The sequence below is a fragment of the Streptomyces sp. NPDC021096 genome (genome assembly GCF_040641275.1).
Classification (GTDB): Bacteria; Actinomycetota; Actinomycetes; order Streptomycetales; family Streptomycetaceae; genus Streptomyces.
In genome coordinates this window covers 408,014-432,237 of sequence record NZ_JBFADG010000004.1, presented here as the reverse complement: position 1 = coordinate 432,237, position 24,224 = coordinate 408,014, and the positions used below count along the sequence as shown (strand labels likewise).

Genomic DNA, 24,224 nt, shown 5'->3' with positions numbered 1-24,224 from the left:
CTGTGCCTGTCGTGCCTCTCACACGTACACGGCACTATCGAAATCCAATCGAACCTGAAAAGGCTCAATCGTGGCGAACATCAAGTCCCAGATGAAGCGGAACAAGACCAACGAGAAGGCGCGCCTGCGTAACAAGGCCGTCAAGTCCGAGGTCAAGACCTTCGTCCGTGCGGCCCGCGAGGCCCTGGCCGGCGGCGACGCCGCGAAGGCCACCGCTGCCGTTGCCCTGGCCGGCAAGAAGCTCGACAAGGCCGCCAGCAAGGGTGTCATCCACAAGAACGCTGCCGCCAACAAGAAGTCCTCGCTGGCCCAGCAGGCTGCCGCCCTCCTCAAGGGCTGAAGCCACTTCGGGGCATGAGCCCCTCGCCGGCACGGAACCAGCGGCCCCTCTACCGCTCCGGAACCGGCACCCCGCCGCACTCGGTCGTTCGCCACGCGGGTGCGGTACGAGCCTGACGGCTCACTAGACGATCCCAAGGCCCCGGCCGCCCTTCCCCAGGGCGACCGGGGCCTTCGGGTGTTTAGGGGGTCTTCGGCCGTACGGGGTCTTCGGGCGCACGGGGTCTTCGGGCGCACGGGGGCCGAGCGGCGGGAGCGAAGCTCCCGCCCCCTCTCAGGAACGGCTATGCGTCAGGAACGGCTGCGCGCCGCCCGGGCCACGGCCACCACGGCCTTCTCCAGGGCGTACTCCGGATCGTCCCCGCCGCCCTTGACCCCGGCATCCGCCTCCGCCACGGCGGTCAGCGCCGCGGCGACCCCGTCCGCGGTCCAGCCCCGCATCTGCTGCCGCACCCGGTCGATCTTCCAGGGCGGCATGCCCAGCTCCCGGGCCAGGTCGCCGGGGCGGGCGCCCCGCGGCGCCGAGGCGAGCTTGCCGATCGAGCGCACGCCCTGCGCGAGGGCGCTGGTGATCAGAACGGGGGCCACGCCCGTGGACATGGCCCAGCGCAGGGCCTCCAGGGCCTCCGCGGCCCGGCCCTCCACGGCCCGGTCGGCGACGGTGAAGCTGGACGCCTCGGCGCGGCCCGTGTAATAGCGGGCGACGACGGACTCGTCGATGGTGCCCTCGATGTCGGCGACGAGCTGCGCGCAGGCGCTCGCCAGCTCACGCAGGTCACTGCCGATCGCGTCCACCAGGGCCTGGCACGCCTCCGGCGTCGCGGAGCGGCCGGTCGCCCGGAACTCCGAGCGCACGAACGCCAGACGGTCGGCCGGCTTGGTCATCTTCGGGCAGGCGACCTCGCGGGCCCCGGCCTTGCGGGCGGCGTCCAGCAAGCCCTTGCCCTTGGCGCCGCCCGCGTGCAGCAGGACGAGCGTGATCTCCTCCGCGGGGGCGCCGAGATAGCCCTTCACGTCCTTGACCGTGTCCGCGGACAGGTCCTGGGCGTTGCGGACGATCACGACCTTGCGCTCGGCGAACAGCGAAGGGCTGGTCAGCTCGGCCAGCGTGCCCGGCTGCAGCGCGTCGGGGGTGAGGTCCCGCACATCGGTGTCGGCGTCGGCGGCACGGGCGGCCGCCACCACCTCCTGCACGGCGCGGTCGAGGAGGAGATCCTCCTGGCCCACGGCGAGCGTCACGGGGGCGAGCAGGTCGTCGGTTGCAGTCTTCCTGGCCATCGCGTCCAGCATCCCATGCGCCAGTGACACTCCCCCCTCCACGGCCAAGGTCGCATGCCGCACAATGTGCGGGTGAGCAGCGCTTTCTCCTATTCCGATCAGTCCGAATCCGTACGGCACCTCCTGGTGCTCCCCGACCGCGACGCCGCCGGGGAGGCCGCGGACGAGGCCTCCGAGCGCTTCGGCCTCGACGTGGAACCCCAGATCGTGCGCGAGGCCCTCGCCGGCGAGGACGACGCCGAGGACGCCCAGTGGCTGGTGGTCCTGGAGGACCCCAACGGCGAGCTGGACGCCGCCGCCCTCCGCGAGCTCGCCGAGGAGTACGACGGCTGGCTCGAGGTCGGCTGACCCCGCACTCCCCCGGGCGGCGCCCGACCGAGCGGCCCCACCACAGCGGATCCGCCTCCCCACCTGCTTCCGCCCGTACTTCCGCCCGTACTTCCGCGTCTGCGCCTTCCTCTTCGTCTGCCCGTCACCGCCGTGGCCGTGCCGGTCACGGCGATCGGGCCGTCGGTGTCGGTGCGCAGGACCGTCGCTCCCTGCGCCCGCAGGGCGGCGACCGTGCGGGCGGCCGGGTGACCGTAGGGGTTGCCGGCGCCGGCCGAGATCAGGGCCAGGCGCGGTCGCAGGCCACGCGTCAGCCGCGGGTCCTGGTAAGCGGACCCGTGGTGGGCGACCTTGAGGACGTCGACCGCCGGCAGCTCGGGGCGGGACTCCCACAACTCCTGCTGGGCGGGCGGCTCCAGGTCGCCCAGCAGAGCGAGCGTCAGCCCCCCGGTACGCACGAGGAGGGCCACGCTGGCGTCATTGGGCCCCTCCTCGGCCACGGCGGACGTCCCGGCGGGCGGCGGCCACAGCACCTCCCAGGACAGCTCTCCCACTTGCCGCCGCTCCCCCGGCACGGCCTCGACGACCGGCACCCGTGCCCGCGCCGCCTCCCCGCGCACGAACGCGGCCTGCCCCGCCGGCTCGGCGAACGCCGTCGTCCCGATCGCCCCGACCGCCCTGCCGCGCAGCACACCGGGCAGCCCGTCGACGTGGTCCGCGTGGTCATGTTCTCCACGATCTGGATGTCTCATGAGACATCGACTTCACCGTGTCTCGCCCCGCCCCCACGGTTCTGGAGTGAACCCCTCCTTCGCGGAGCGCAGCATCACTGAGACAGCCTCCATCTCATGATCAATGTGACGCACACCACTCCAATCGGCCTGCGCAATCTGCGCGCCGGCTCCAGCTACAGGTCGGCGCCAGGGCGAGGACTCAAGAGCCCGTCAGGACCGATCTTCCTGAAACATGCCGAGATTCCAATTCAAGAGAAATGCCCAGTTTTGGCGTTTCCTTGAACGCTGCCCGATTCCATCGCGCACGGTCGAGCGCAGAGTGAGGCGGCAAGGTGGCGTCGGCGTCACTGACTCGGCAGGAGTGTGCTGAACGCACCCAACCACCTCAAATAGACATAGGGGAATCGAATCACCAACTAGCAGTATTTCTAGGCGACGCACAGCACTATGATCAAAAATGAAACATTAAAGAGAAATCCAGCCAAGGAAACTGGCGTGATATAAGAGACTCCCTTACTGCTATATCTGGAGGGATTTGCAGGAACGAACGCAACCGCAGCAAAGAGGAGGGCCCCACCGATCATCGCCCAGAGGTACGGATACGTGGACACATCTTCCACATGCCCAGCGAGCGCAATGATGTACGCAAAGGCGGGAACGATAGTCACGCTGACCGACTGAACTATGTCAGCCCCCCAAAGAGCGAAGCGCGCGATCCCTTCCGGCTCCCAGTATGTCGGCAATTTTTCTCCAGTATCCTCCTCTCTTCTCTGATCATTTTTGATCAGATCGCCCACGATCCGGCGAATCCTCTTGTCGATGATGACTGACGCCACCACCCCCAACGCCTGTAGGAATATCCCCAAAAGAAAAGGAAACGCGACAGTCAAAGATGCACTTGAGGCAGTCATCTAGTGTCTACCCGTAGCATGAGGTTGCCGAACATCTGCTTCGGAGAGCTGCCAAGATAGCGACTTATTTTGACCGCCACTGCTTGCAAATCTTCTCGCTCTGAGCCCCCATCATTCTTAATCGATTTGGCAAGCACCTTCTTTGGGGTACGTATTCGCTTCCTAACGCCGAGCTCCACCCTTTCAGACCATGTACCACCCACAGCTGGATACGTGAGCGGCCCGTCAGGGCTGCACGTCGATGTCACATCGATCACAAGCTTTTCGGGTGCATAGTTCTTAAGCTCAATCCGATGAGTTCCAGTTTCGGATGGGTGAAGCCTATGTAGAGTTCTCGGGCATTCGATTGAGCTTGAGGTTGCCACGTCGAAAATCTTGTCCGTAGTGCTTGAGCAGGTCACAGCCCCTCCTCAAACTAGACCTTGATTATCAAGCCGAAAGCATCTACCACCCCGAGTGCGCGACTTGCTATTTCTGGAGTCGCCGTTCTCCGAATTAGCCTTGCCCATCTGAGCGATTCAAATGACTCAGCTATCAGCCCGGACTCCCCTGGCTCCCATGCGCCTCCGCGTCTCTGGGAAGGAGTTCGCCAGGTGACAGACAGTTGGGGATAGTCAATCCTCAAGAATAGAACATTCGACGGCTCTATTGCGGCACGAGATAGCGCTCCCCTTCCGCTAGTTACTACATGCTTACCCATGCCCCTCATCGCCAGCACGCCAGTCTCTTCGTCTGAGGGTGCTTGTTTTGGCATCAGGTCGCACGTGCGCGCCAAGTACGCCGAAAAAGGAAGAGCAGTCGCCCATGCCAACGCAAAAAAATCTTCATACACTTCAACTTGAACAAATTCTCGATGCGAAAAACTTAGGCGCAGAGCGGGCCGTTCGCCTATCTCATACCAGAGCTCGCCAAGTTGCGCCATATCCTTGGAGTCGGGGGAGTCGGATGTTGCGATCGACATGGGCAATGCAAGTGATTCGGTTCTGACGAATCGATCAACTAGGCGCAACTGGCCTTTTATTGCAGGCTGTTCCTGGTCAAAAATTCGTACTTGCCCTGTCTTGCGCAGCCCCAAAGATTTGAGGACTTTCCTCAGCTCTCTGGAGTGACCGATAGGAGAGCGAGTTTGAGTGACCAGGAGATCGCCATCCCCCTTACACTGCAGCGAGCGCATAAAAACATTGTAGTCCCTCACCTGAGTTGAGGCTCGTCGATCTTGCGTTCCTGCTTCAAAGGTCAGAACACAGTCAGGTGAGGAACAGGACCGCCTTACGCTGCAGTTGGCTTGCTTCGGGCATCTCGCGAAATCGGTTTAGCCGTGTGACTATGTCGACAGCCGCGGTGCTGACTTTGACCGAGCGGATGCCGTCGGCGCAGGCGAGGAACTCGTTCCAGGTAGCGAGGGCGCCGTCGAGGTCGCCTTGGCGAATGCGTACGCCGCCTAGGTCCGCAAGGACGATCGCGCGGGTGCGTCGGCGGTCGAGGCCGTGGATGTCGAGCGCAAGGCGGAGGTGCTCTTCGGCGGCGTCAAGGTCGCCGAGGCGGGTGAGGATCATCCCGGACTCGTGGGCCCACCGGCCGGGCGAATAGTGGGCAGCCCAGGATTCGCCGGCCGTGGCCGCGGAGTGGCCGATGGCAGTCTCGGAGAGGGCGAGGTGCCGGGTGGCCGTGGTGCGGTCGTCGTCCTGGGCTGCAGCGTTGGCCAGGGTTGCTTCGTAGTAGGCGACGGCCCGGGGGTTTGCCAGGTCCTTGCCGTAACGGACGCAGGCCTCGCCGAGCTGGACCGCTTCAGCCCGGTAGCCGAGGTCGATCGCCTGGACGGCCAGGCCCCGCAAGGCGGTGGCGGAGAGTTCGGGGTCGCGGGCTTCGGCGGCGAGGCGGTAGGCGTGCGCGTAGTACTGCTGTGCCCGACCTTGGTGTTCGGGGTCGTTGCCTTCGTCCTGGGCCATCCAGCCGGCGAGGTGGACGAGCTGGGAGGTGGCGGCGAACAGTTCTCGGCCGGTGGCCTCGGTGTATTTGCCATTGAGCCAGGGGGCGACGTCGTCGGTGAGGTAGCGCACGGCGAGGTGGCGGGCGTGTCCGCCGCCGAGTTCGGCGGCGGAGTCGCCGAGGGCCTTGACCATCTGCTTGACAGCGGCGACTTCGCCGGCGCCGACACGGACGGCTCCGGCTGGAGCCATTTTGGTGCGGCGGGTGATGCTGTCGAGGTCGGGCAGCGCGAGGGCGCTCAGGGCGTAACCGCTCGTGGCGGCCAGGAAGTTCCGGCGGTGCACGTCTCGCCTCCCCAGCTGGATGACTGAGGCCACGGTATCGGTGGCCTCTGCCTCTAACCCGTTGGATTCAGCCTCTTGGGAGGCGTCTAGGTCCAGGTCGAGGGCCTGGACGACGTACGGGAGCCAGTACGTCGGTTCGCGTTCGCCGGACATCCAGCGGCGGGCGTACTGGCGCTCGAGCGTGTCCGGGGGCTTCCCGGCGGCAACGCTGACTTCCCGGGCGAGCTTGGTGGGGCCCCAGCCGCGCTTGGTGCACGCGTGTCGGATGAGTTCGGCGAGTTCCTGTTTAGTCGGCACGATGCCGTCGCCTCCTGGCCTACGCGGGCCTACAGCTGCCCTACATCCTGGCCCCTCCTCGCCACCCCTGCACGGCCGTTGACTGAAGCTCGCCGCCCGATCTCACGGGGGGCCTAGAAGCCGCAGCGGGCCCTCGGCGACCCTCCCTCCTCCCATGCGTCGGCGGCCCGCTGCATCCAATTCCCGAAGGAGACGACGGTGACGCACACGTCCCGTACGACCAGCGGCAGGAAGGCCCACGGCGACTGGCTGGGGGTGACGCTCGGCTGGATCTGGGCCCTCGGCACGATCGCCGCCGCCGGCGGCCTAGCCGCCATCGTCCACACCGATCAACACCACCCCGGACACGTCCCCATTGCGTTGTCCCTGCCGGACAGCGAGGTGCCCTCCACGTCAGGAGGCTGGTGACATGACGCCGAATGCCGCACTGGCCGCCACGGACGTCTTCGCCTACGCGGATCGGCAGATCAACAAGGCCGCAGCCAGGCTGTGGCCGGGCGCCGAGGTGCGACTGGGCCAGCACACGCCGAGCGTGACCACCTACGTCCGCCGCCTCCAGGTCGACGGCCGCCCGCTGTTCGCGAAAGTCTCGCTGCTGGGGCTTTCACTGGTGTCAGTTCTGCGGGGCACGGCCGGGGACTGGGCAACGGTCCGGGCAGCCCAGGCCGCCTACCGGGGTTCGCCGGGGACGCTGCTGGAGCGGGAAGCGAAAGCCCTGGCCATCCTGGGTGAGGAGGCCGGAGTGCTGACCTGCCCGGTCGCCGGGATCAGGGACGGGGTGCTGTTCACCGAGCCGGTGGCGGGGCCGACGCTGGTGGATCTGCTGGCCAAGGAACCGCACCGCACGGGCGAGCTGATGACCCGCGTCCTGGTCGAGCTGGCGGGCCTCCAGCGGCCCGCCGTTGCCCGGGTCGTCGATGAGGTGGCGATCGTCGAACGTGGCATCGGTTCCACCTTTCACCGCAAGTTCAACGGCATCAGCGGCCCGACCTACCTGCGCAAAGCCGGGGAGAAGGGCGAGGTGCTGGCCACCGTGGTCGGCCGGCTGCGGCGGCTTCGGCTCACTCCGGCGGCCGGGCGGCGGCCGGTGGTCTACGGCGACCTGAAGCCCGACCACGCGGTCTTCCCCGACGGCCCCAGGGGCCGTCCGGTCTTCCTCGACCCCGGCCTGGCCCGAGGACGGCCCCAGACGGATGCGGCGAAGCTGGTCTCGCGGACGGTGCTGAACCTGATCGCCTCCCCGCCGGACCGGGCAACAGCCGACGCGGTGGTCAGCGGTGCCGGGACGTTCGCCGACGCGATGACGGCCGACCTAGGCCCCGACGAACGGGCCACATGGATCAAGCACCTGGTGGTGCTGTGGCTGATGGACACCACCAACATCCTCAGCACCTACCTGACCAGCCCGCCCGATCTGCCCCTGCCCGAACACGCCGACAAGATCACCCGGCAGGCCAAGACGGTGGTCAGCCTGCTCGACCGCACCACCGCCCATCTCATCGCCGGAACGGACCCGCGGGCGGTGTGGCGGCTTGCCCTGACCGACGCGGCGAAGGCGGCGGACCGGTGAACGCGTCGGCTGGTGCGATCGGCGTCATCGGTGCCGGGGCCGTCGGCCAGGGTGTGGCCATGCTGCTGACGGCCGCCGGCTGGTGCGAGTCCGTCCGGATCGTCTCCCGCACGGGCGTATCGGCCCGGGCTCTGGTGACCGATCTGGAGGACATGTGCCAGGTGATCGCCTCCCCCGTCCGTGCGGTTCACGCCGCGAACGCCGGGCAGCTCGTCTCCTGCGAGGCGATCGTGGTCTGTCTCAGGGCCGACTTCACCAACACCGCTCGCACGGATGTCCGGATGGCCGGGCTGAACGCGAACGCCCCCGTCATCGCCGACCTGGCCCGGCGCCTGGCCCACTACCAGGGGCTGGTGGTCATGGTGACCAACCCGGTCGACGTGATGGCCCGTCTGTTCGCCGAGATCTCCGGTTGCCCCCGCGTCTACGGGGTCGGCTCGAACACCGACACCGCCCGCTACCGGATCGCCCTCGCCCACCTCCTCGAGGTGCCCGTCGAGGCCGTGGAGGGGCACGTGATCGGCGAGCACGGTGACCAGGCGGTTATCTGCGCGTCGGCCACCCGCGCGGGCGGCCTGCCCGTCCCCGTGCCGGTGTGGCGCGTCCGCGAGGAGCTGTCCGCCCGTCCCCGGCGGATCAACGCCGGTCTCGGCCGCACCCGCTGCGGCCCCGCTGGCGCCGTCATCGCCGCCCTCCGCGCCGGCCTGGGCCTGGACGACCGCGTAGTGGAACTGTCCGTCAACCACGAGGGCCGGTGGAGGGGAATCCCGTTGCGCTTCACCGCCGGAACCCCAAGCGTGTGCCTCCCGCGGCTGGACGCCGCCGAGGCCCGCCAACTGGTGGCCGCGGACGTCAAACTTCGCGACGCCTACCAGCCGCTCGCCTGCCTGCACGTTCCCGTACGTCCCTCATGGAAGGAGAAGACCGCAGTGACCAGGACCGCTACCCGCATCTCCACGGCCACCCAGGCCGTGAGCGTCACCGGCAACAGCACGGTGATCACCGACTGGGCCATCCGCTACTTCGGCCCCTGGTGGAACGCCACCAGCACTACCGCTGACGACGGCCCGCAGGTGATCGCCGACGTCAACCCGGCCAAGGTCACCAAGATCGCCCAGCGCGTGGCCGACCACGCGCACGAGGAGATCCTCTACGCGAACTCGAGCATGCTCTTCGACCGGGACGACGACGGCACCGTCCTCGCCTCCCAGCCCGACGACAAGCTCACCTACCGGGCCGAGCCCGGCGGCCCCCTGCACATCTACGGCTGCGAGGACGTCCCCGTCGCCCTGGCCGCCGCCCGCCTTGCCCGCGAGGTCGTCCGCGGGCAGCTGGTAGCCGACGGCTGGTCGATCCTGCACGCCTCCGCCGTCGTCCGCGACGGGCAGGCCGTGCTGACCCTGGGCGACAAGGGCGCCGGGAAGACCACCGTGGGGCTCCTGCTGGCCCGGGCCGGCTGGCTGCTGCTGGCCAACGACCGCGTCTTCATCCGCCGGGAGGACGACCGGCTGCGGGTCCTGCCCTGGCCCTCGGCCGCCGCCATCGGCCTCGGCCTCCTCGACGCCCTCGGCTGGTACGACCAGGTCCGCGAACGCGTCCAACGCGGCGAACAGCTCCACCCCACCCAGCACCAGAAGGTCACCGACGCCCTCCACTCCGGCAGCCGCACCCCCCTCTGGAAGGAATCCGGCAAGGAACTCAAGCCCCAGTTCTTCCCCGACCAGCTCCACACCTGGCTCGGCCTGACCCTGGCCACCGAGGGACACGCCGCCCGCATCCTCTTCCCCCAGATCACCCCCGGCGCCGAACCAGCCCTCTTGGACGACGACCGCACCGTACGGGACACCGACTTCTTCACCGCCAGCACCGAAGACCGCTACCCCGACCTCTTCAGCCTCCTCCCCACTGAGACCCCAAGCGCCGGTCCCCTGCTCGATCTCCTGGGCGGACTGCCCCGGCACACGGTGAATCTGGGCCACAACGCGCAGGCCAACACCCGTCTCCTGCAACAGGTCACCGAGCTGGCCTCCTGAACTGGAACCGGCCGAGCCGAGGAGGCGCCCCAGAGGGGCGCCTCCTGTCGGCGTACAGGGCATTCAGCTGTACGCCAACACCCAGTCCGTCTTGGTCGGCGATCCGCGATCGACGGGCTTCAGTGAACGACCATGGTGATCACCTTTCCTCATCGTGGTCGCCTCCGCGACCGTGGAGGGGGATGACCGTGGCGCCATGCTGGCCCAGTTCCTGCCGCAAGAGCGTGTTGTCGTGGTGGAGGGCTGCGATGGCGGTGGCTGCGGCGTCCAGACGGCGCTGGAGCGTGGTGCGATCGCGGGTTGCCTCGGCGAGTTTGCGCCGCAGTTCCCGGATCTCGTCGTCACGGCGGGCTTCGCCGGGTGTCGTGCTGCCGTGCTCGGCGACATGAGCGTCCCACTCGGCCAGGATTGTGTGGGCTCGGTTCATGGTGGCCCGGCTGACTCCGGCCTCTTGCCACAGGTTCTGCTTGGTCAGCCGGCCGTCGGTCCGCTGCGGCTTCCCGGTGAACAGCCGTTGCATGGCGGCCCGCAGGGCCTGCGCGGTCTGCGGGGTGACGCCGTCTTCGGTGGCGGTGCGGTCGGCAGGAGCGGTCACGGGGTTTCCTCCTTGCGGACATGGGCGAGAACAGCGTCAACGCGCTCGATCTCACGGCGGATGAGGGCCTTGCGCGGTGTGGGCAGGCGCCGCGTCTCAAGAATCTTGAGCTGGGTCCGCCGGTGGGAGTCGTGGATGGCGACGTGCTCGACGCCGATCATGCTGTTGCGGCACCGGTCGGGGCGGCACCGGTCCTCAAGCGGGCCGGTGTGACCTGCGGGGACGATGGCGTTCTCCAGACAGGCCGCACCGGCCGGGTTGGACTGGTCGAACAGGCAGTTGTTGAGCATGCCGAACCGGATGGTGATCCGGGTTTTCCGCAGCAGGTCATCCTCGATCCGGGCGTCGCCCCCGTGGGCCCTGACGGTGGCGGTGATCTCGTCGAATGCCTCCTTCACGCGCTCCGCACCAGGGCCGTAGCCGATTGGTTTGCCATCCTTGTGCATGTTGAAGAGCTCTTTGAAGCGTCTGAACCGGGTGGCTTCGAGGGCGGTCTCCAGCAGTTCGGCCCATTGGGTGTCCGCGGCGGCGTATGCCTGGGTGGTGCGGTTGGCCAGTGCACGGGCGGCGACGTGCTTGAGCTGCAGTCCCAGCGCGATCTCCGAGCCGGGGAACTGGTCGGTGAGCATGGCCATGGTCTTGCGGAACATGTGCGGGCGGACACGGCCTGCCGGGATTTCCTCCAGACCGGTCCATGCCCGGTCGGCGTTCACTGTGTCGATGAAGGAATCGATCATGTGGTCGCCGTGCACGGCCTCGGAGGTCTCGATGCGCTTGATCGGTGCGAAGACGCGTTCGTCGTGGAGGGAGATGGCTTCCGCTACGGCGATGGCCTCGGCTGCTGGCTCGGTGACCCACCAGTGCTTGCCTGGGCGGCCCGCGTGCCCCTTGTCCAGGGCCGATGCGATCGCGGGAGCGTTGTAGTGCTGGACTACCGCGCCGCGGCGGATCTCATGGATCTCGCTGTCGCGCATCATGGACAGCGCCGCCACCAGGCAAAATGCGGCGTCCCTCAGTTTGGGGAGCATCCGTTCCAGGGCCCGGGGGTCCAGCCCTGGGTGCCAGGGGCCCGTGCTGCCGTCCGGCCGGGACACCTGGACCAAGTCCTCGATGAGGCCGGTCGTCGTGGGGTACCCGCTCTCCAGGAGCCCGAGGACCTTCGCGCGGCGCCGTTCAGCCGCCCGTGACCCTGCGTTGAAGACGGTGCTGGTGGGGCCGAATCCGGCGAGCAGTGCCAGCAAGTTCCAATTGACGCCCTCGTGCTTCTTCCCCAGCGAGGAGCCCGAGTGCGTGGGGTCATGCAGAGGGATACGGCTGACGGGATCGGCCAGGTAAGCGTCGAGGACGGTGTCCATCTCTCCTCGCCCGAACCGCCGCGTCGGGGTCCGGGCGGTCAGTTCCCGGTATCGCCCAAGGGCGCGAAGTACGTCCGGGGCGAACGTGTGCACGTAGATCCAGGCCGCCCTGACCAGCGGGAACCAGATTTCGGGAGGGATAGCCGGAGTGGACAGCTCGCTGGCGGCCACGTACTTGGCGGCCTTGCGTGCACTCATGCCCCGCCAGGGGTCCTCTGTCGGCCCGCCCAGGCTGAGCGCGGGTCCGACCTCGTGAAGGCGCTTCAGGCAGTTCACGTGATTCATCAACGTGCTCGGCTTCAGCTGCTGGGCCCGCAGCGATTTCACGTATCGGCGCAGATCCGTATCCCTCCAGGCACTCATCTGCGGGGGCAGTCCCTGCTTGTTCGCCCACCGTGCGAGAGTTCGCAGGTGCGACAGGTGATGGATGACGGTTTGCAGATCGAATGGCTCGGGCCGCAGATGAACGCCGGCGTCGATCACGGCTTCATGCCGCGGGTTCGCCATGATCATGCAGAGCTCGCGTGCGGTGAGGTTCCATTCCGGCACGGCCAGCACCGACCCGAACCAGGCTTTCCACTCGCTTTCCGTCAGGTTGGCGTTGCGGCGGACGACACCGTTGAAGTCCCACACGCCCCTCTGTCCGAACAGCGGGACCTTGGCGCCTGGCAGCAGCGGGTGGCTCTGGATAGCCGGCTCGTCGTCCCGGAAGGCGGAGGTCGGCAGCGGGTGGGCGAGGGGGGTGATCATGCGTCGAACTCCACGTGTGCGGACAGAGGCAGGTCCAAGGTGACGTCGCCCTCGGCGATGTGTTTGCGGGCCAACGTGATCTCCTCTTCGGTGCGGTCGTCCAGGACGGCCCGCAGGTTGGCGTAGGACTGTCCCCATACCGCGGTGAACCGTGCGGGTGAGAGCCGGCGCTGTACCCGCTCCAGGTGTTCGCCGAAGAGCAGAAGCTGGGGCAGCTGGCTCGGCAGGACCCAGGCATTGCGGCACTCCAGGCAGCGCAGAGGCGCGACCGCACACAGCTCGCCGGCCGGGCTGTAGGGCGAGTCGTATGGGTTCTTGCAGTGGGTCACCCCCATGTCCAGTTCCCCCTGGACCAGGCCGTCGGCCTCCTGTTCGGTCAGGCCGAGTGCCTGCAGCTGCGCGGTGTCCTCGGCTGCCTGCCCGGTTACGACCGTCGGCCCGTCGAGAGCCTGGCCGAGCCAGTGCTCCTGAGCCGCGGTGATCACCTCGGCGGAGATCACGCGCAAGGTCGTGCCCTGGGCGTAGTGGCCCTTGAAGGTCTCCTCGAGGTGGTCGTCGGCCGCGTCGCGGATGTGGCCGCGGGCAGCGACGACTCTCTCCACCTTTGTCGACTTGCGCAGCCGTCTGATATCGGTCTTGCCGGTGACCGTGATCTCGTTGAGCTGCAGCCACTTACTGAACCGGGCCAGCGGGGCCTCCGGGTTCCACTCGCAGAACTTCAGCGTCAGGTCCACGTCCACGGCGGCTCGGACGAACAACTTGCGCTCCGGGTCCGCTGCCCGCAGTCGGGCGCGTTCGGTGACGACCATCAGGCGGCGGACGATCACGCTCGCTTCACGGCGGGGCTGGTCCTTGAACTCCTCGGTCTCGATCACCTGGGCCATGTCCAGCGACGCGTCCTTAAACGCGCGGTAGTAGCGGCGTTTCGCGCGCATTTTCGTCAGCGTCAGGCGGACCCCGCCCGGCATGAACTCGACTCCTTCCTCGGTGAGCTGGCTGACCTCCTCCGGGGGGTGGCCGGTAGCGTCCACCAGCAGGACACGGAAGGCGTGCAGGTCGAGAGTGTTCGGCCACAACTGGGCCGCCAGCCACCTGTTCAGGGCGGTCCTGGCCGTGGTGGTCGGCATGGTGCCGTCCGGCCGGCGGATGCACTGGCGCAGTTCGTCGGTCCACAACCGCGAGGGCGGAAGGCGACGGCTGATGTCCTGCGGAGTGACCACGTCGTTGGCCAGCCCCCACAACAGGTCCGGGAGGGCCATCCACGAGCCCTCGTCCGGATGCTGCCCCTGCGAGGCCAGTTCCCACCCCGCCACCAGCCGCTTCTCCAGGGCGATCACGGCTGCCCAGGCCCCGCGGACCAGGGCCTGCTTCTCCTGGCGGGAGAATTCATCGAGCTCTGCGGTCTCTCCGAGGGGCACCCCGCTGCCGTACCTGGCCAGTGCAGCCACGCGCTGGGTCACTGGCCGGTCCGGGTGTTCCGCTCGCCTGCGGATCAGGACCCGAATGGCCCCCGACAGGATGGCCGGACGCATCGAACCGGCAGCGAAGCCGGATGGCAGCGTGCGCTCCCAGGCCGCCACCAGCCGTGACAGCTCAGGCTGATCCCGGGCCAGGGACGCACGAGGAGACCCCTCGCCCAGCTGCGAATCCGCGTAGGTGCACAGGCTGTCGATGGCCTGTCGGTAGGACTGGACCGTCCCTGCCGCCAGCCCGGCATCCGCCACATACTCGACCCACTCGTCCGCGAGTTCGGCTGCCAGCTGTGCGCACGCATAGTTTCCCGGGATGACGCGGCTCGTCAGGTTGCGCCGTGTCGCGCTCGACGTGCGCACCATCCGCTCTCCGACCCTGCCCGCCACAGACTCCCTCTCGGGACCGGTCTCGGGGAAGTCTCTGAGGAACTCGCCCCGGCGCGGCATCAGCCCACGCTCCGCTTCTCCAGCCCGAAGGCGTGGGAGGCGATCTGCGCGTAGGTCGCGTCGCTGTCGGCCTCGCCCACCCAGCCGCGGAAGGCCTCGTCGAACTCATTGAGCAGGTCGTCGGTGTACTCCAGGTACTCATAGGTAGTGGCCGGGTTCGAGTGCCCCAGCCTACGGCTGACGATCAGCAGCGGGTTCAACCGCGTGTGGCTGGACAGGTAGCGGCGGTGCCGTCGGCGGCGGGCCACCGCATCCGGTTCCTCGCCGTCCATCTGCCGCTCGAGGTAGTTCAGCAACTGCAGCGCGTACGTGTGCCTGAGGTCGTGCCAGCGCCACCTCTTGCGCGGGAGCACGGGCGTGCTCCCGTCCGCCCAGGCAACCATGCGGCGCCAGGCCGCATGCCGGTAGCGCTTCCACGAGTCCGCCATCGGCATCAGTCCGCCCTGGCAAATGAACACCGCCAAGGCCTCCAGACCAACATCCGTCTCTCGCACAGTGATCCGCCGCAGACCGGGATCCATCGCGGACAGGGTGAACACCCTCTCCATCCCGTCCAACATCCCGTAGACCAGCCCGGACTCATGGTCGATCCGCGAGACGACAAACAAGTCCCGGTGGCGCCGCTCAAGGCGCTTCGCCGAGGTCGCAGCCTGCTCAGGCCGCTCCAGCAGCAGATACGGCTCCAAGGACTTCATCGACTCCTCGGGCACGTATACGGGCCGGGCCTTGCCGTACTTCGCGCACGCCTGGACAGTGAAATCCACCTCCGGAACCGGGTGCCCCACCCCGATGCCAAGCTCGGGCAACAGGACGGTCGCCCACTCCTGCCACCGCATCCCCGTCCCCAGCGCCAAATCCGCCGCCCCGCGGTTGCGGTGCGGTGACCAGCCCCGAAACGAGTGATCAAGGGATGAATCCGGTTGCTGCCCGCCAAGCCCCACATCGCGGAAGTACCGGTACTGCCCCAGCGTGAGATGACGGATGTCCATCTTCTGCTTGATCTGAGGCGCCATCGGATTCTTCCCCCGGGCCCCCACCCGCACCGGCCTCTGCCGCAGCACCCCGGTATCCACCAAGTGGCCATAGAACTGGTCAAGAAGCTGCGACTCCTTGCCCCACGCCGAATCCCCGATCGGCCGCCGCTGCAGCACCGTGCGAGCCCTCTTGTAGGCCCTGAGATCGGACTCCGTAGCCGACACCAGGTCACGCCCTCGCTGCCCCTGATGGTCAGCAACCCGCGCGACGATCCGCCCGTACTCCTTCATCGTGCCCTCGGCCAACTCGGCGTTGGACAGACTCCGACCCCACGAGCACAGCGGCTCCACCGGCATCATCGTCTCGTCATCCAGGTAGAGCGGCGTCCCATCTGCGATCGCCCGATCATCCAGCAACCGGGCGACCTCTTCCCCCGACAGCACAGAACTGTCGAAGTAGCGCTTTGCCAACTGTGAGTTCACAAAGAACAGTTGCACCGTTCACCCCTCCTGAGACAGCACTGACAGGAGAGATACCAGAGTCCAGCAGCGGACGGATGGCTTCCTCAGATCAAAGACGAGAAATCGTGAGACAGAAATGAACTGCCCCAAGAAAAAGTGGGTCAGCAACAGCAGCGGCACCCTGTCGACGCCCAGCTCCCGCAGGCAGCGGTCGACCGCCCGCGGCTCCGGGCCCGCGTCGACGACCACGGCGGTACCCGGACCAGCTGACAGGGCCAAGGCGTCTCCCTGTCCGACATCTTCTCTGTCAAGTTCAGCGTGTTGAAGGCCAAGGTCGATGTCGCCCCATGACGCCGGTCTGCGGGCCGGCGAGCCGGATGCACTTGATCGACCCCACCCCTCGAAAGGGGCTACGCCGACCGCCGATGACACGCGCTCAGGCTTAGCTGACGCAGGGGAATCGCATCACGTCGCGCACGGCCGAGGAACTGGGCGGCGTCAGCCGCCGTGCGGTCTCTCAAGGGGCCCGATAGGGTGAAATCGGGAGGGCGACGCTGGCGGGCCAGCGAGCGCGCCGTGGCCGTGCCCTGCCCCTCCTCATCAGCCGAGGACTCCACTGGGGGCTCGCGATGAAGACCAAACCGCACAGGCCGGAACGCCAATCGATGAAGCGCCCGCACATGTACGCCCAGGGCGCGGATGCCCGCATTCGCGGTGAAATGGTAATTCAGCTGACGCCCGATGCGCAGCATCTCGTTACAGAGCACATTCCGGATTCGTCATCCGGAATATTCAGAAATTCACGTCTGGGTATACACGACGTTGACGCTGCCCTTCAGAAGATCAAGGTGGATTACATCTCGCGCCTCTACTCATCTTCCCCTCCACTGCGCACGGAGAACAAACTTGTAGATTGCGGAGATGACGCGAATTATCGCATATGGTTTGATCCGGAGGTGCCGCTCAGCGATGCCCTTGGAACGATGTGCCAGGTGGATAAATGGGTCGTAGATGCTCGCCCAAACCATTGGCGTGAAGGCATGATGGATGCCGCGACACCTGCGGAGCTTTCGCGCCATAATCCAGAACAGTGGGGGCTTGAAAAGATCGGTTGCCCAAGTGCTTGGCAGCGGACCGATGGCTCCCCTCAAGTTGTGGTAGCTGTGGTTGATAGTGGGTTGGACCTCAATCATCGCGACTTTCGTCACCATGTTGTGCCGGGGAAAAACTGTGTCAGGATTCCTCGCGCAGAGCTACCGGATGATATTCGCCTACACGGCCACTTCATGGAGCCCACGGGACTGCCATGGGACGAGCATGGGCACGGAACTCATGTGGCAGGCACGATCTCCTGTGAGCGCCGAAATGCAGAAGGCGTAGCGGGCGTTACCCGGAGTTGCAGCATCATGCCGGTGCGGGTGCTTGCTCGCGCTTACGATGCTGATGAGCGTCAGTTGACGACCTGGGGGAGCGCTCTGGATATCGCTAATGGCATCAAGTGGGCAGTGAATCATGGAGCCCAGGTCGTGAATCTAAGCCTGGGGATGGGGGGAGAGAACCGCGACGAAAGGGACGCGATCGAATATGCAATTTCACATGATGTGGTCGTGGTCGCCGCGGCTGGCAACTATGCCGACAGTCTGGCGCTGTGGCCCGCCGCCTTCCCTGATGTGATTGGAGTTGGAGGGGCCAACCGGGAAGATCAGCTTATGGAGAAGTGCAGTCACGGCAACCACTTCAAGCTCTGTGCGCCAGGAGACGAGATCCTGAGTACTTTCTGGGGTAGGGCGTCGTACATGTTCATGTCGGGTAGCTCAATGGCGGCTGCGCACGTAAGTGGGGTAGCTGCACTCTTGTTGTCGCTTGATGCAGGGCTGACGGCAGCAGATGTGCGCAATATCCTCCTTGCGACGGCCAGGGATATGCAAAGTCAGCCGACTGACCCAAATTCTGACTCCAGGCGGCTCGTTGACGCCGAAGCGGCTCTGCAGGCAGTGCGTACTGTTTGACCTACTGTCTTTTGGGTATGGGTATCGCCATCAGAAAACGACCCTTATAGGTGTCACGAAGAGCCGAGGTGCATTCATGGCTGTACGAATAGTTGTCAGGTTGACCTCAGACGAGGAGTGGGAAGCTGTTGCCGAGCGGCTACGGGAAAAAGCGGAAGTTGAGGAGATATTGCCTCCTACTGAAGAATTCCCAGACCGCATGGTGGCCCTGTTTCCGACAGGCTCTCTTCGGGAAGAATCTGCTGAGCGAGCACGCCGGGTCGATGGGGTGGCGGACGCGTACCCCGATAGTTGGGCATCCGCACAAGGAGCCGGCCTCTCTGCTGCATTCTGACTGATTTCAACTCGCCCTACACAGACGCGCTCTGAAATGTGATCGCGTAGCGTGTAACGTCGCTGCTCAGCCAAACACGATGCTGCGGAATTCATTGCGGACGCGGGTTAGCGGCTCGCGGTCGCGCGTGTAGCGCAGCTTGTTCGTCAGCAGGACTGCCCAAGCCCCTTGTTTGGGAGAGATCCACATGCCGGTACCGGTGAAGCCGTAGTGGACGTATGTGCGGTCCGCCGGGTCGGTGCCGGGGGCGGGATGCCAGAACAGGCCGCGTACAGGCTCCAGGGCGCCTGTGTGGACGCTCAGGGATTCCTCCACCCAGTTCGGCCCGAAGCTTGGTGCTGCGGGGGCGGTGGTGGGGTCGAGCATGTATCGCAGGAATCGGGTGAGGTCGTCGAGGACGGAGAAGGTGCCCGCGATACCGCAGACGCCGCCGAGGAGGCGGGCGGAGAAGTCGTGGGCGGTGCCCTTGAGGTGGTGGCCGGTGTTCTCGTCGAGCTCGGTGGGGGCACAACGCGCTGCCAGGCCAGTCGGCAGAGGGCCGAAGCGGGTATGGGACATGCCCAGGGGCTGCCAGATGCGGGTGCGGGCGAGTTGGTCCAGGGGCTGGCCAGAGAGGTACTCGGCGAGGTAGCCGAGGATGAGGGCGGCCCGGTCGGTGTATTCGACGGCTTCGCCCGGCAGCCGGTGCAGGGCCTCGTGCAGGACCCCGGCACGGATGGCGGCGGGGTCGGTGCCGTAGAGGTTCTTCAGCTGGGCGCGCAGCGGAACACCGGCCGTGTGGGTCAGCAGCTGCCGGGCGGTGACCTGGCCGAGGGGGTGGCCGGCGACCTCGGTCCAGAAGCCTTCGAGGGGCTCGTCGAGGGGGAGGGTGCCGTCTTCCCACAGGGCGCCGATAGTGGACCAGACGGCGAGGATCTTGGTGAGGCTGGCGATGTCGAAGACGGTGTCTGGCCGCATCGGGATGCCCGGCTCGGCGGGGTCGAGGACACCGGCGGTGTCTCCCGCCTTCGTGCCTGCGGCGTCGCCGATGGCCCACACCGCACCGGGGTAGACCTTGTCGCGGACGCCGTCTGCCACGAGCTGCTTGATCCGGTCGGTGCTGTCTGCCATGGAGCGTCTCCGATGTCGCGGTGCGGGCCCGGCTTGTCAGCGTAGTGACCGTGCCGGGCCCGGGCGGGGAACACAGCGGGACGGTCAGCTGATCTGGTGGCCGAGTTCGGTCAGGGCCTTGGCGGTGGCGCTGAGGGGGTAGCGGGCAGCATTGTTCCGCCCAGCCTGCCGCAGGGCCGCCAGCAGCCCTGGAGTGGTGCGGAGGCGGTCGATGTCGCGGGCGAGTGCTGCGGGGCGGGTGAAGTCGGTGCTGGTGCCGGAGACTGCGAGCGTCTCCACCAGGCCGGGGACGGGCTGGTAGAGCACGGGCAGGCCGCAGGCTTGGGCCTCGAGGGCGACCAGGCCCATGGCCTCGAGGGTGGTGGAGGGCATGACGAGCAGGTCGTGGTCGGCGAAGGCCCGCCACAGCTGTGGCCGGCGGAGCCAGCCGAGGTAGCGGACGGTGACCCCGGAGGTCCGTATGGCGCGGGTGAGGGTGTGGACCTGGTCTTGCGGGGCGGCGACGCTCAACTCGACGCCGGTGACGGCCGCTAGAGCTCGCAGCAGATTCCCGGCGCCCTTCTCCGGCGTGAGCCGCCCGGCATACAGCAGCCGGAACGGGCCGCCGGACGGCCGGGGCGATCTGCGTGGCGGACGGTGGATGAGCTGGTCAGGGACGCCCCAGGGGATGTGGGTGATTTTCGCGCGGTCCGTGGTGGGCGCGGTCTGCAGGAGTCGGTCGGCCATGGCCGGTGTCGGCACGACGATAGCGTCGGCGAGCTGGACGGTGTCGGTGAGGACCTGGTGCTGGTCGCGGTGGGCTTCGGCGAAGAGCAGGTCGGTGCCGTGGACGAGCGCGATCCGCGGGTGCTCGGGCAGGGCCCGGATGAGCGCGGGGGTGGCGCCGAAGGCCAAGTGCTGAAGGTGCAGGACGCCGATCTGGTCCGGGTCGAATGCTTCGGCCAGGGCTCGCTGGAGGGCGGCGACGTAGCGGTGGAAGGCGGGGCCGTCCAGACACTTGCCGACGACCGGCAGCAGGCCGAGGCCGGTGGGCCGGCGGGGGCGGCGGCTGAGAGGGGCCAGCATGAAGGGCCGGGCCGGGATCAGCGGGGCGGGGCCGGTGTAGAGGTCGAGGAAGAGCTCGACGCTCCCGCCTGGGCTCCCGGCGGGCAGGTCGAGGACGGTGGCCACCAGTGGGCCGGTGGGCAGGGTCATCGGGGGCCTCCGGCGAGTTCGGTGTACAGGCGGGAGATGTCGATGCCCTCAGTGGCCGCGTACTTCGCCCCCTCGCGCTGGTAGCTGGCACGGTCGCCCGCTGTGGCGAGGAAGATGAGCTTGCCGAAGGTCATCCGCGGGTAGACCCGCACCCGTTTGGTGGCGCGGATCTCCAGGGTCCAGCGGATGGCGTGCCCGACGTGGCCCAGGGGTGCAGAGACGTGCACCCAGATGCCCAGGGAGCCGGTGGTGCGGTCGCCGTTGAGCATCTGCGCGTACGTCTCCGAGCCGGTCTTCTCGTATGTCATCCCGAGGTAGAGCACTCCAGGCTCGAGCACGGTCCCGGTGGCCGGGATGGTGGTTTCGGTGAAGGTGGTGGGGCGGGCGGCGTCGAGGTCGCCGTCGCAGATCCGTAAGGTTTCGCCCAAGCGCCAGTCGTAGGCGTTCGGTGAGAGCCGGGCCGGCTCGAAGGGGTCGATGCTGATCTCGCCCGTGGCGACAGCGGCGGCGATGCCCGGGCCGGTGAGGATCACGAGGCCGCCGCCTGGGCCGGGATGAGGTCCTGCCAGGCTCGGGAGGGCTGGGGGCCGAGGGAGCCCTGGTACTTGCCTGTGTAGAGATCCACGGCTCCGGTGGCCACGAAGAACATGACCTGCCCGATCTCCATCCCCGGATACACGCGCAGGGGGCGGACGGGGGTGAGCATCAGGGTCCACTGGCCGTGGAAGCCGATGTCGCCGATGGGGGCGGTGATCTCGACGAACAGGCCGAGCCGGCCGACGCTGGAGCGGCCGAACAGCAGCGGCACGAACTGGTTGGAGCCGATCTGTTCGAAGGTGTGGCCGAGGTAGAGCTCGCCGGGCTGGAGGACGTAGCCGTCGCCGCCAATGGTGATCGTCGTGGTGGGGTTGGGGCGGTGGGCGTCGATGACGGCCGCGGTGTAGGTGGTGAGGTGGGTGCCGAGGCGGACGTTGTAGCTGTTGGGGTTGACCTGGTCTGCGTCGAAGGGCTCGATGCGCAGCCGCCCGTCCAGGGCGGCGGCGGTGATCTCGGGTCCGGTCAGGATCACGGCAGGGGCCTTTCGGTCGCGGTGGAGGACGGGGCGCCCGTCAGGACGTGGCGGACGGCCTGGCCGAGTGACATCCCGGCCGGGCGGGTGCGGTCACCGAGGAAGTTGCCTGCCAGGAAGTCCGTGGTCAGCACGGTGCGAAGCCCGAGCGACAGCGGGTTGGGGGCGGTGACGAGAGGGCCGACCCGCTCGGTCAGGTAGGCGTTCAGGCCGCCGGGGTCGTAGAGGTAGGCGTCGGGGATGCGCGCGTAGGCGAGTTGGTTGGCGAACGGCTCGATGGCCAGCAGGTCCCCGAAGGTCAGCACCATGCCCAGTCGCTGGGGCCGCAGCACGGTGTCGTTGAGGACCACCGCGTCGGCCCCCAGCCCGCTTTGGAGCCAGACGGCGGCCTCGGCCAGGACCTGGTGCCGGTCGGGCACGGTGCCGCGGTAGGACTCGCTGGTGAGCCCCAGCGGGGCGGTCAGCTTCTCGCGCACGGCGCCGATCTGCCGGACGACGGAGGACAGCTCCCTCGGCAGGGCGGCCGGGCTGGTGGGGAAGGTGCAGGTGTGGGCGGCCCAGCCGGCTCCGACCGGTTCGGCCAGCGCGTACCCGGCGCCGAGCTCGCCGCCCTTGACGATGAGGGTGTCGCCGACCGGCTCGGGCGCGTAGTGGTCGCTGTGGCAGTGCCCGGCGAAGATGATGTCCAGGAACGGGCACTCGGCGGCTAGGGCCAGGTCGTTCTCGAAGCCGGAGTGCGACAGCAGCATCCAGGCGTCGGCCTCGTGGTGGTGGGCCAGCATCAGCTCCCTAAGGGCCCGCAGCGGGTCGGTGACCCGCTGGCCTTGGCGCTGGTGGGCGGGGATGTCCAAGAAGGCGTCCGGGCTGATGACGGCGGTGACGGCCACGCGCCGGCCGCCGATGCGGAACGTCCGTAGGCGGCGAAAGAGCGGCTGCCCGCTGGCGTCATCGACGGCGTTCGCGCAAACCGTCAGCGGGTGGAGGTCGGGCTCGAAGTGGTGAGGCCAGCCGTGGTTGCCGGGGGCGAGCACGTCGTAGAGCCCGGTGAGCACAGCGCGTTCGATGGCGCCGCCTGCGAGCCGGTAGTAGCCGCTGCCTTCGAAGAAGTCTCCGCAGTCCGCGATCAGGGACGTGGACCGGGCCCGGTGGAGGTGGGCGAGCATGCCGTCGGCCGTGGCGAAGGCGGAGTGAAAGTCGGTGGTCACCACGATCCGCTCCAGCGCGCGTGTGCCGGTCATCGGGCGACCGTGGTGAGGTCGGCGCCGAGGGCGCGGAGTTTGGCGGGCAGGTCCGCGTGCCCGCGTTGGAGCTGGTCGAGCCCGGTCAGCGTGGTGACGCCCCGGGCGGTGAGGGCGGCGATCAGCAGCGCGGAGCCGGTGCGGATGTCGGTGGCCTCCACCATGGCGCCGGTCAGCCGTTGCGGGCCGAGGAGGCGGCACTGGGTCGGCGACAGCTCTTCGATCCGGGCACCGAGCCGGGCCAGCTGCGGCAGCAGGTTGCCGTGGCGGCCGGGATTGATGGAGTCGCCGAACAGATGGGTGCCCGGCAGATTCAACGCGAGGGCCATCAGCGCGGGTTCGAAGTCGGCGTCCAGGCCGTTCGGCGCGAGGGACGCCATCGCCCGCATCGGGCGCCCGGTCAGCTGAGTGGCCGGGTGCACGGTGATCGCGTCGGGGGCGACGGTGACCGGGATGCCGGCCTGGGTCAGTAAGTCGGCCGGCAGCCGGACGTCCGGACCGCGCAGGCCCTCGATCCGCCCGGAGCCGCCGGTGGCCGCGAGAGCACAGGCCAGGATGCCCGCCTCGATCTTGTCGCCAGGCACCCACCAGTTGAGGCTGCCGCGCGTGCTGTCCGCCGGCGGTCCAAGCGTGATCTTCTCCTCGCTGGTGGCCACGTCCCAGCCGGATTCCTGCAGGGCGGCCAGGAAGGTGGTCGTCTCGGGCGAGAGGTTCGGGTTGCCCAGAACGAGGCGGCAGTCGGCGACAACGGCCCGGAGCACGGCGGCGACGGTCGCCCCGCGCGAACGGAACGGGAGATCACACCTGACCGTGCCGAGCCTCCGGCCGGAGGCCGTGACGGTGTAGTGGTGGTCGTTGGCCTCCACGGTGTCGCCGAAGGTCTCGTACACCCGGAAGTGCTCGCCCATGCCCCGCTCGCCGATCCGGCAGCCTCCGGGCCAGGGCAGTCGCGCTGAGCCATGCGTGGCCAGGAGGGCGGGCACCAGGTAGTAGGAGGCCCGGATGCGGGCGGCGTCAGCCAGGTCCGGGGCGCTCGAGGTGAAGGCGCCGGGCCACAGGATCAGGCTGCCGGGCTCCCCGACGGGGTACGAGAGGCGAAAGCCCGTCCGCTCAAGCAGGACCAGCATCATCTGCACGTCGGCGCTGGTGGGTACGTTGCTGAGCTTCACGTGCCGCCCGGTGGCCGCGGCGGCGGCCAGCAGGGGCAGGCAGGCGTTCTTCGAGCCGTCCACCGTCACGATGCCGCCCAGCGGCTGGCCGGGGCGGACGGTGAGCGCGTGAGGGACGAGTGCGGCGGGGACGGGTGCGGGCAGTGTGGTCACCGAGCCTCCTTGGCCAAGGGGGTACCAGGGGAATGCCGTGGGGCGGGCCCGGCCCGGGAGGGCCGGGCCCGCCGATGGCGCCGGCGTGGGGAGGAGATCCGGCGCCCGCCGCACCCCTGGTCATGGCGGGG

Annotated in this window: 20 protein-coding genes and 1 pseudogene; 6 read left to right on the top strand and 15 right to left on the bottom strand. The window is 67.8% G+C overall.

From position 1 onward, the window contains the following. Window positions 1-70: 70 nt before the first annotated feature. A complete protein-coding gene (rpsT, locus tag AB0G59_RS10470; protein WP_071963317.1) occupies window positions 71-340 on the top strand; it encodes a 30S ribosomal protein S20 in 270 nt (89 codons plus the stop codon). Window positions 341-630: 290 nt separating this feature from the next. Here the strand turns inward: rpsT and holA are convergent, their stop codons facing one another. After that, entirely contained in the window at window positions 631-1,617 is a 987-nt protein-coding gene (gene holA / locus AB0G59_RS10465) for a DNA polymerase III subunit delta (RefSeq protein WP_071963368.1), read from the bottom strand. 72 nt (window positions 1,618-1,689) lie between these two features. On the opposite strand from holA, the gene AB0G59_RS10460 reads away from it, so the two are divergent. Next, a complete protein-coding gene (locus AB0G59_RS10460; protein WP_360909974.1) occupies window positions 1,690-1,965 on the top strand; it encodes a hypothetical protein in 276 nt (91 codons plus the stop codon). Window positions 1,966-2,105: 140 nt separating this feature from the next. Here AB0G59_RS10460 and AB0G59_RS10455 read toward each other — a convergent pair. The 4 genes and pseudogenes from AB0G59_RS10455 to AB0G59_RS10440 all read right to left on the bottom strand — a co-directional run. Further along, window positions 2,106-2,672 (bottom strand): annotated as a pseudogene (locus AB0G59_RS10455) (hypothetical protein); the annotation flags it as partial. A 434-nt stretch (window positions 2,673-3,106) separates the two neighbouring features. After that, window positions 3,107-3,475 carry a hypothetical protein gene (locus tag AB0G59_RS10450; RefSeq protein ID WP_360909972.1) on the bottom strand — a complete coding sequence of 123 codons (369 nt, stop codon included), beginning with the start codon at window positions 3,473-3,475 and terminating at the stop codon, window positions 3,107-3,109. Window positions 3,476-4,004: 529 nt separating this feature from the next. Then, a complete protein-coding gene (locus tag AB0G59_RS10445) occupies window positions 4,005-4,763 on the bottom strand; it encodes an uL30 family ribosomal protein (RefSeq protein WP_360909970.1) in 759 nt (252 codons plus the stop codon). A gap of 73 nt (window positions 4,764-4,836) precedes the next feature. Continuing rightward, window positions 4,837-6,159: a tetratricopeptide repeat protein gene (locus AB0G59_RS10440; protein ID WP_360909968.1), complete on the bottom strand. Its 1,323-nt coding sequence runs from the start codon at window positions 6,157-6,159 to the stop codon at window positions 4,837-4,839. 198 nt (window positions 6,160-6,357) lie between these two features. Between AB0G59_RS10440 and AB0G59_RS10435 the strand changes: the two genes are divergently transcribed. Genes AB0G59_RS10435 through AB0G59_RS10425 form a run of 3 tightly spaced genes read left to right on the top strand, consistent with a single transcriptional unit; the run spans window position 6,358 to window position 9,762 of the window. Then, window positions 6,358-6,567, top strand: coding sequence for a hypothetical protein (locus AB0G59_RS10435; protein WP_360909966.1), 210 nt, complete (start codon window positions 6,358-6,360; stop codon window positions 6,565-6,567). Between the two features lies 1 nt (window position 6,568). Further along, window positions 6,569-7,729, top strand: coding sequence for a hypothetical protein (locus tag AB0G59_RS10430; protein WP_360909965.1), 1,161 nt, complete (start codon window positions 6,569-6,571; stop codon window positions 7,727-7,729). Beyond that, window positions 7,726-9,762, top strand: a complete 2,037-nt coding sequence (locus tag AB0G59_RS10425; RefSeq protein ID WP_360909963.1) for an NAD(P)-binding domain-containing protein — start codon at window positions 7,726-7,728, stop codon at window positions 9,760-9,762. Before AB0G59_RS10430 ends, AB0G59_RS10425 begins: the two co-directional genes overlap by 4 nt. Window positions 9,763-9,901: 139 nt before the next feature. On the opposite strand, the gene AB0G59_RS10420 is transcribed toward AB0G59_RS10425, so the two are convergent. From AB0G59_RS10420 to AB0G59_RS10405, 4 genes are all read right to left on the bottom strand, one after another. After that, complete coding sequence (locus tag AB0G59_RS10420) at window positions 9,902-10,357, bottom strand: hypothetical protein (protein WP_360909961.1); 456 nt, start codon at window positions 10,355-10,357, stop codon at window positions 9,902-9,904. Next, on the bottom strand, window positions 10,354-12,462 hold the full coding sequence (locus AB0G59_RS10415; protein ID WP_360909959.1) for an integrase: 2,109 nt from the start codon (window positions 12,460-12,462) through the stop codon (window positions 10,354-10,356). Before AB0G59_RS10415 ends, AB0G59_RS10420 begins: the two co-directional genes overlap by 4 nt. Continuing rightward, window positions 12,459-14,297 (bottom strand): hypothetical protein, encoded by a 1,839-nt coding sequence (locus AB0G59_RS10410; protein ID WP_360909957.1) that lies wholly within the window; start codon window positions 14,295-14,297, stop codon window positions 12,459-12,461. Before AB0G59_RS10410 ends, AB0G59_RS10415 begins: the two co-directional genes overlap by 4 nt. A gap of 83 nt (window positions 14,298-14,380) precedes the next feature. Then, window positions 14,381-15,853: a hypothetical protein gene (locus AB0G59_RS10405; RefSeq protein ID WP_360909955.1), complete on the bottom strand. Its 1,473-nt coding sequence runs from the start codon at window positions 15,851-15,853 to the stop codon at window positions 14,381-14,383. Between the two features lie 593 nt (window positions 15,854-16,446). Here AB0G59_RS10405 and AB0G59_RS10400 point away from each other — a divergent pair. Beyond that, window positions 16,447-17,826: a S8 family serine peptidase gene (locus tag AB0G59_RS10400; protein WP_360909953.1), complete on the top strand. Its 1,380-nt coding sequence runs from the start codon at window positions 16,447-16,449 to the stop codon at window positions 17,824-17,826. A gap of 400 nt (window positions 17,827-18,226) precedes the next feature. Here AB0G59_RS10400 and AB0G59_RS10395 read toward each other — a convergent pair whose 3' ends face one another. From AB0G59_RS10395 to AB0G59_RS10370, 6 genes are all read right to left on the bottom strand, one after another. Then, the gene (locus tag AB0G59_RS10395; protein ID WP_360909951.1) at window positions 18,227-19,270 is read right to left on the bottom strand and encodes a serine hydrolase domain-containing protein; all 1,044 of its coding nucleotides are present in this window, start codon (window positions 19,268-19,270) and stop codon (window positions 18,227-18,229) included. Between the two features lie 84 nt (window positions 19,271-19,354). Further along, window positions 19,355-20,464: a glycosyltransferase family 4 protein gene (locus AB0G59_RS10390; RefSeq protein WP_360909949.1), complete on the bottom strand. Its 1,110-nt coding sequence runs from the start codon at window positions 20,462-20,464 to the stop codon at window positions 19,355-19,357. Continuing rightward, the gene (locus AB0G59_RS10385; protein ID WP_360909947.1) at window positions 20,461-20,997 is read right to left on the bottom strand and encodes a deoxycytidine triphosphate deaminase; all 537 of its coding nucleotides are present in this window, start codon (window positions 20,995-20,997) and stop codon (window positions 20,461-20,463) included. The genes AB0G59_RS10390 and AB0G59_RS10385 overlap by 4 nt, the downstream gene beginning before the upstream one ends. Beyond that, window positions 20,994-21,533: a dCTP deaminase gene (gene dcd, locus AB0G59_RS10380; RefSeq protein WP_360909945.1), complete on the bottom strand. Its 540-nt coding sequence runs from the start codon at window positions 21,531-21,533 to the stop codon at window positions 20,994-20,996. Before dcd ends, AB0G59_RS10385 begins: the two co-directional genes overlap by 4 nt. Continuing rightward, the gene (locus AB0G59_RS10375) at window positions 21,530-22,771 is read right to left on the bottom strand and encodes a bifunctional metallophosphatase/5'-nucleotidase (RefSeq protein WP_360909943.1); all 1,242 of its coding nucleotides are present in this window, start codon (window positions 22,769-22,771) and stop codon (window positions 21,530-21,532) included. The genes dcd and AB0G59_RS10375 overlap by 4 nt, the downstream gene beginning before the upstream one ends. Beyond that, a complete protein-coding gene (locus AB0G59_RS10370; protein WP_360909941.1) occupies window positions 22,768-24,093 on the bottom strand; it encodes a UDP-N-acetylglucosamine 1-carboxyvinyltransferase in 1,326 nt (441 codons plus the stop codon). Before AB0G59_RS10370 ends, AB0G59_RS10375 begins: the two co-directional genes overlap by 4 nt. Window positions 24,094-24,224 lie beyond the last annotated feature (131 nt).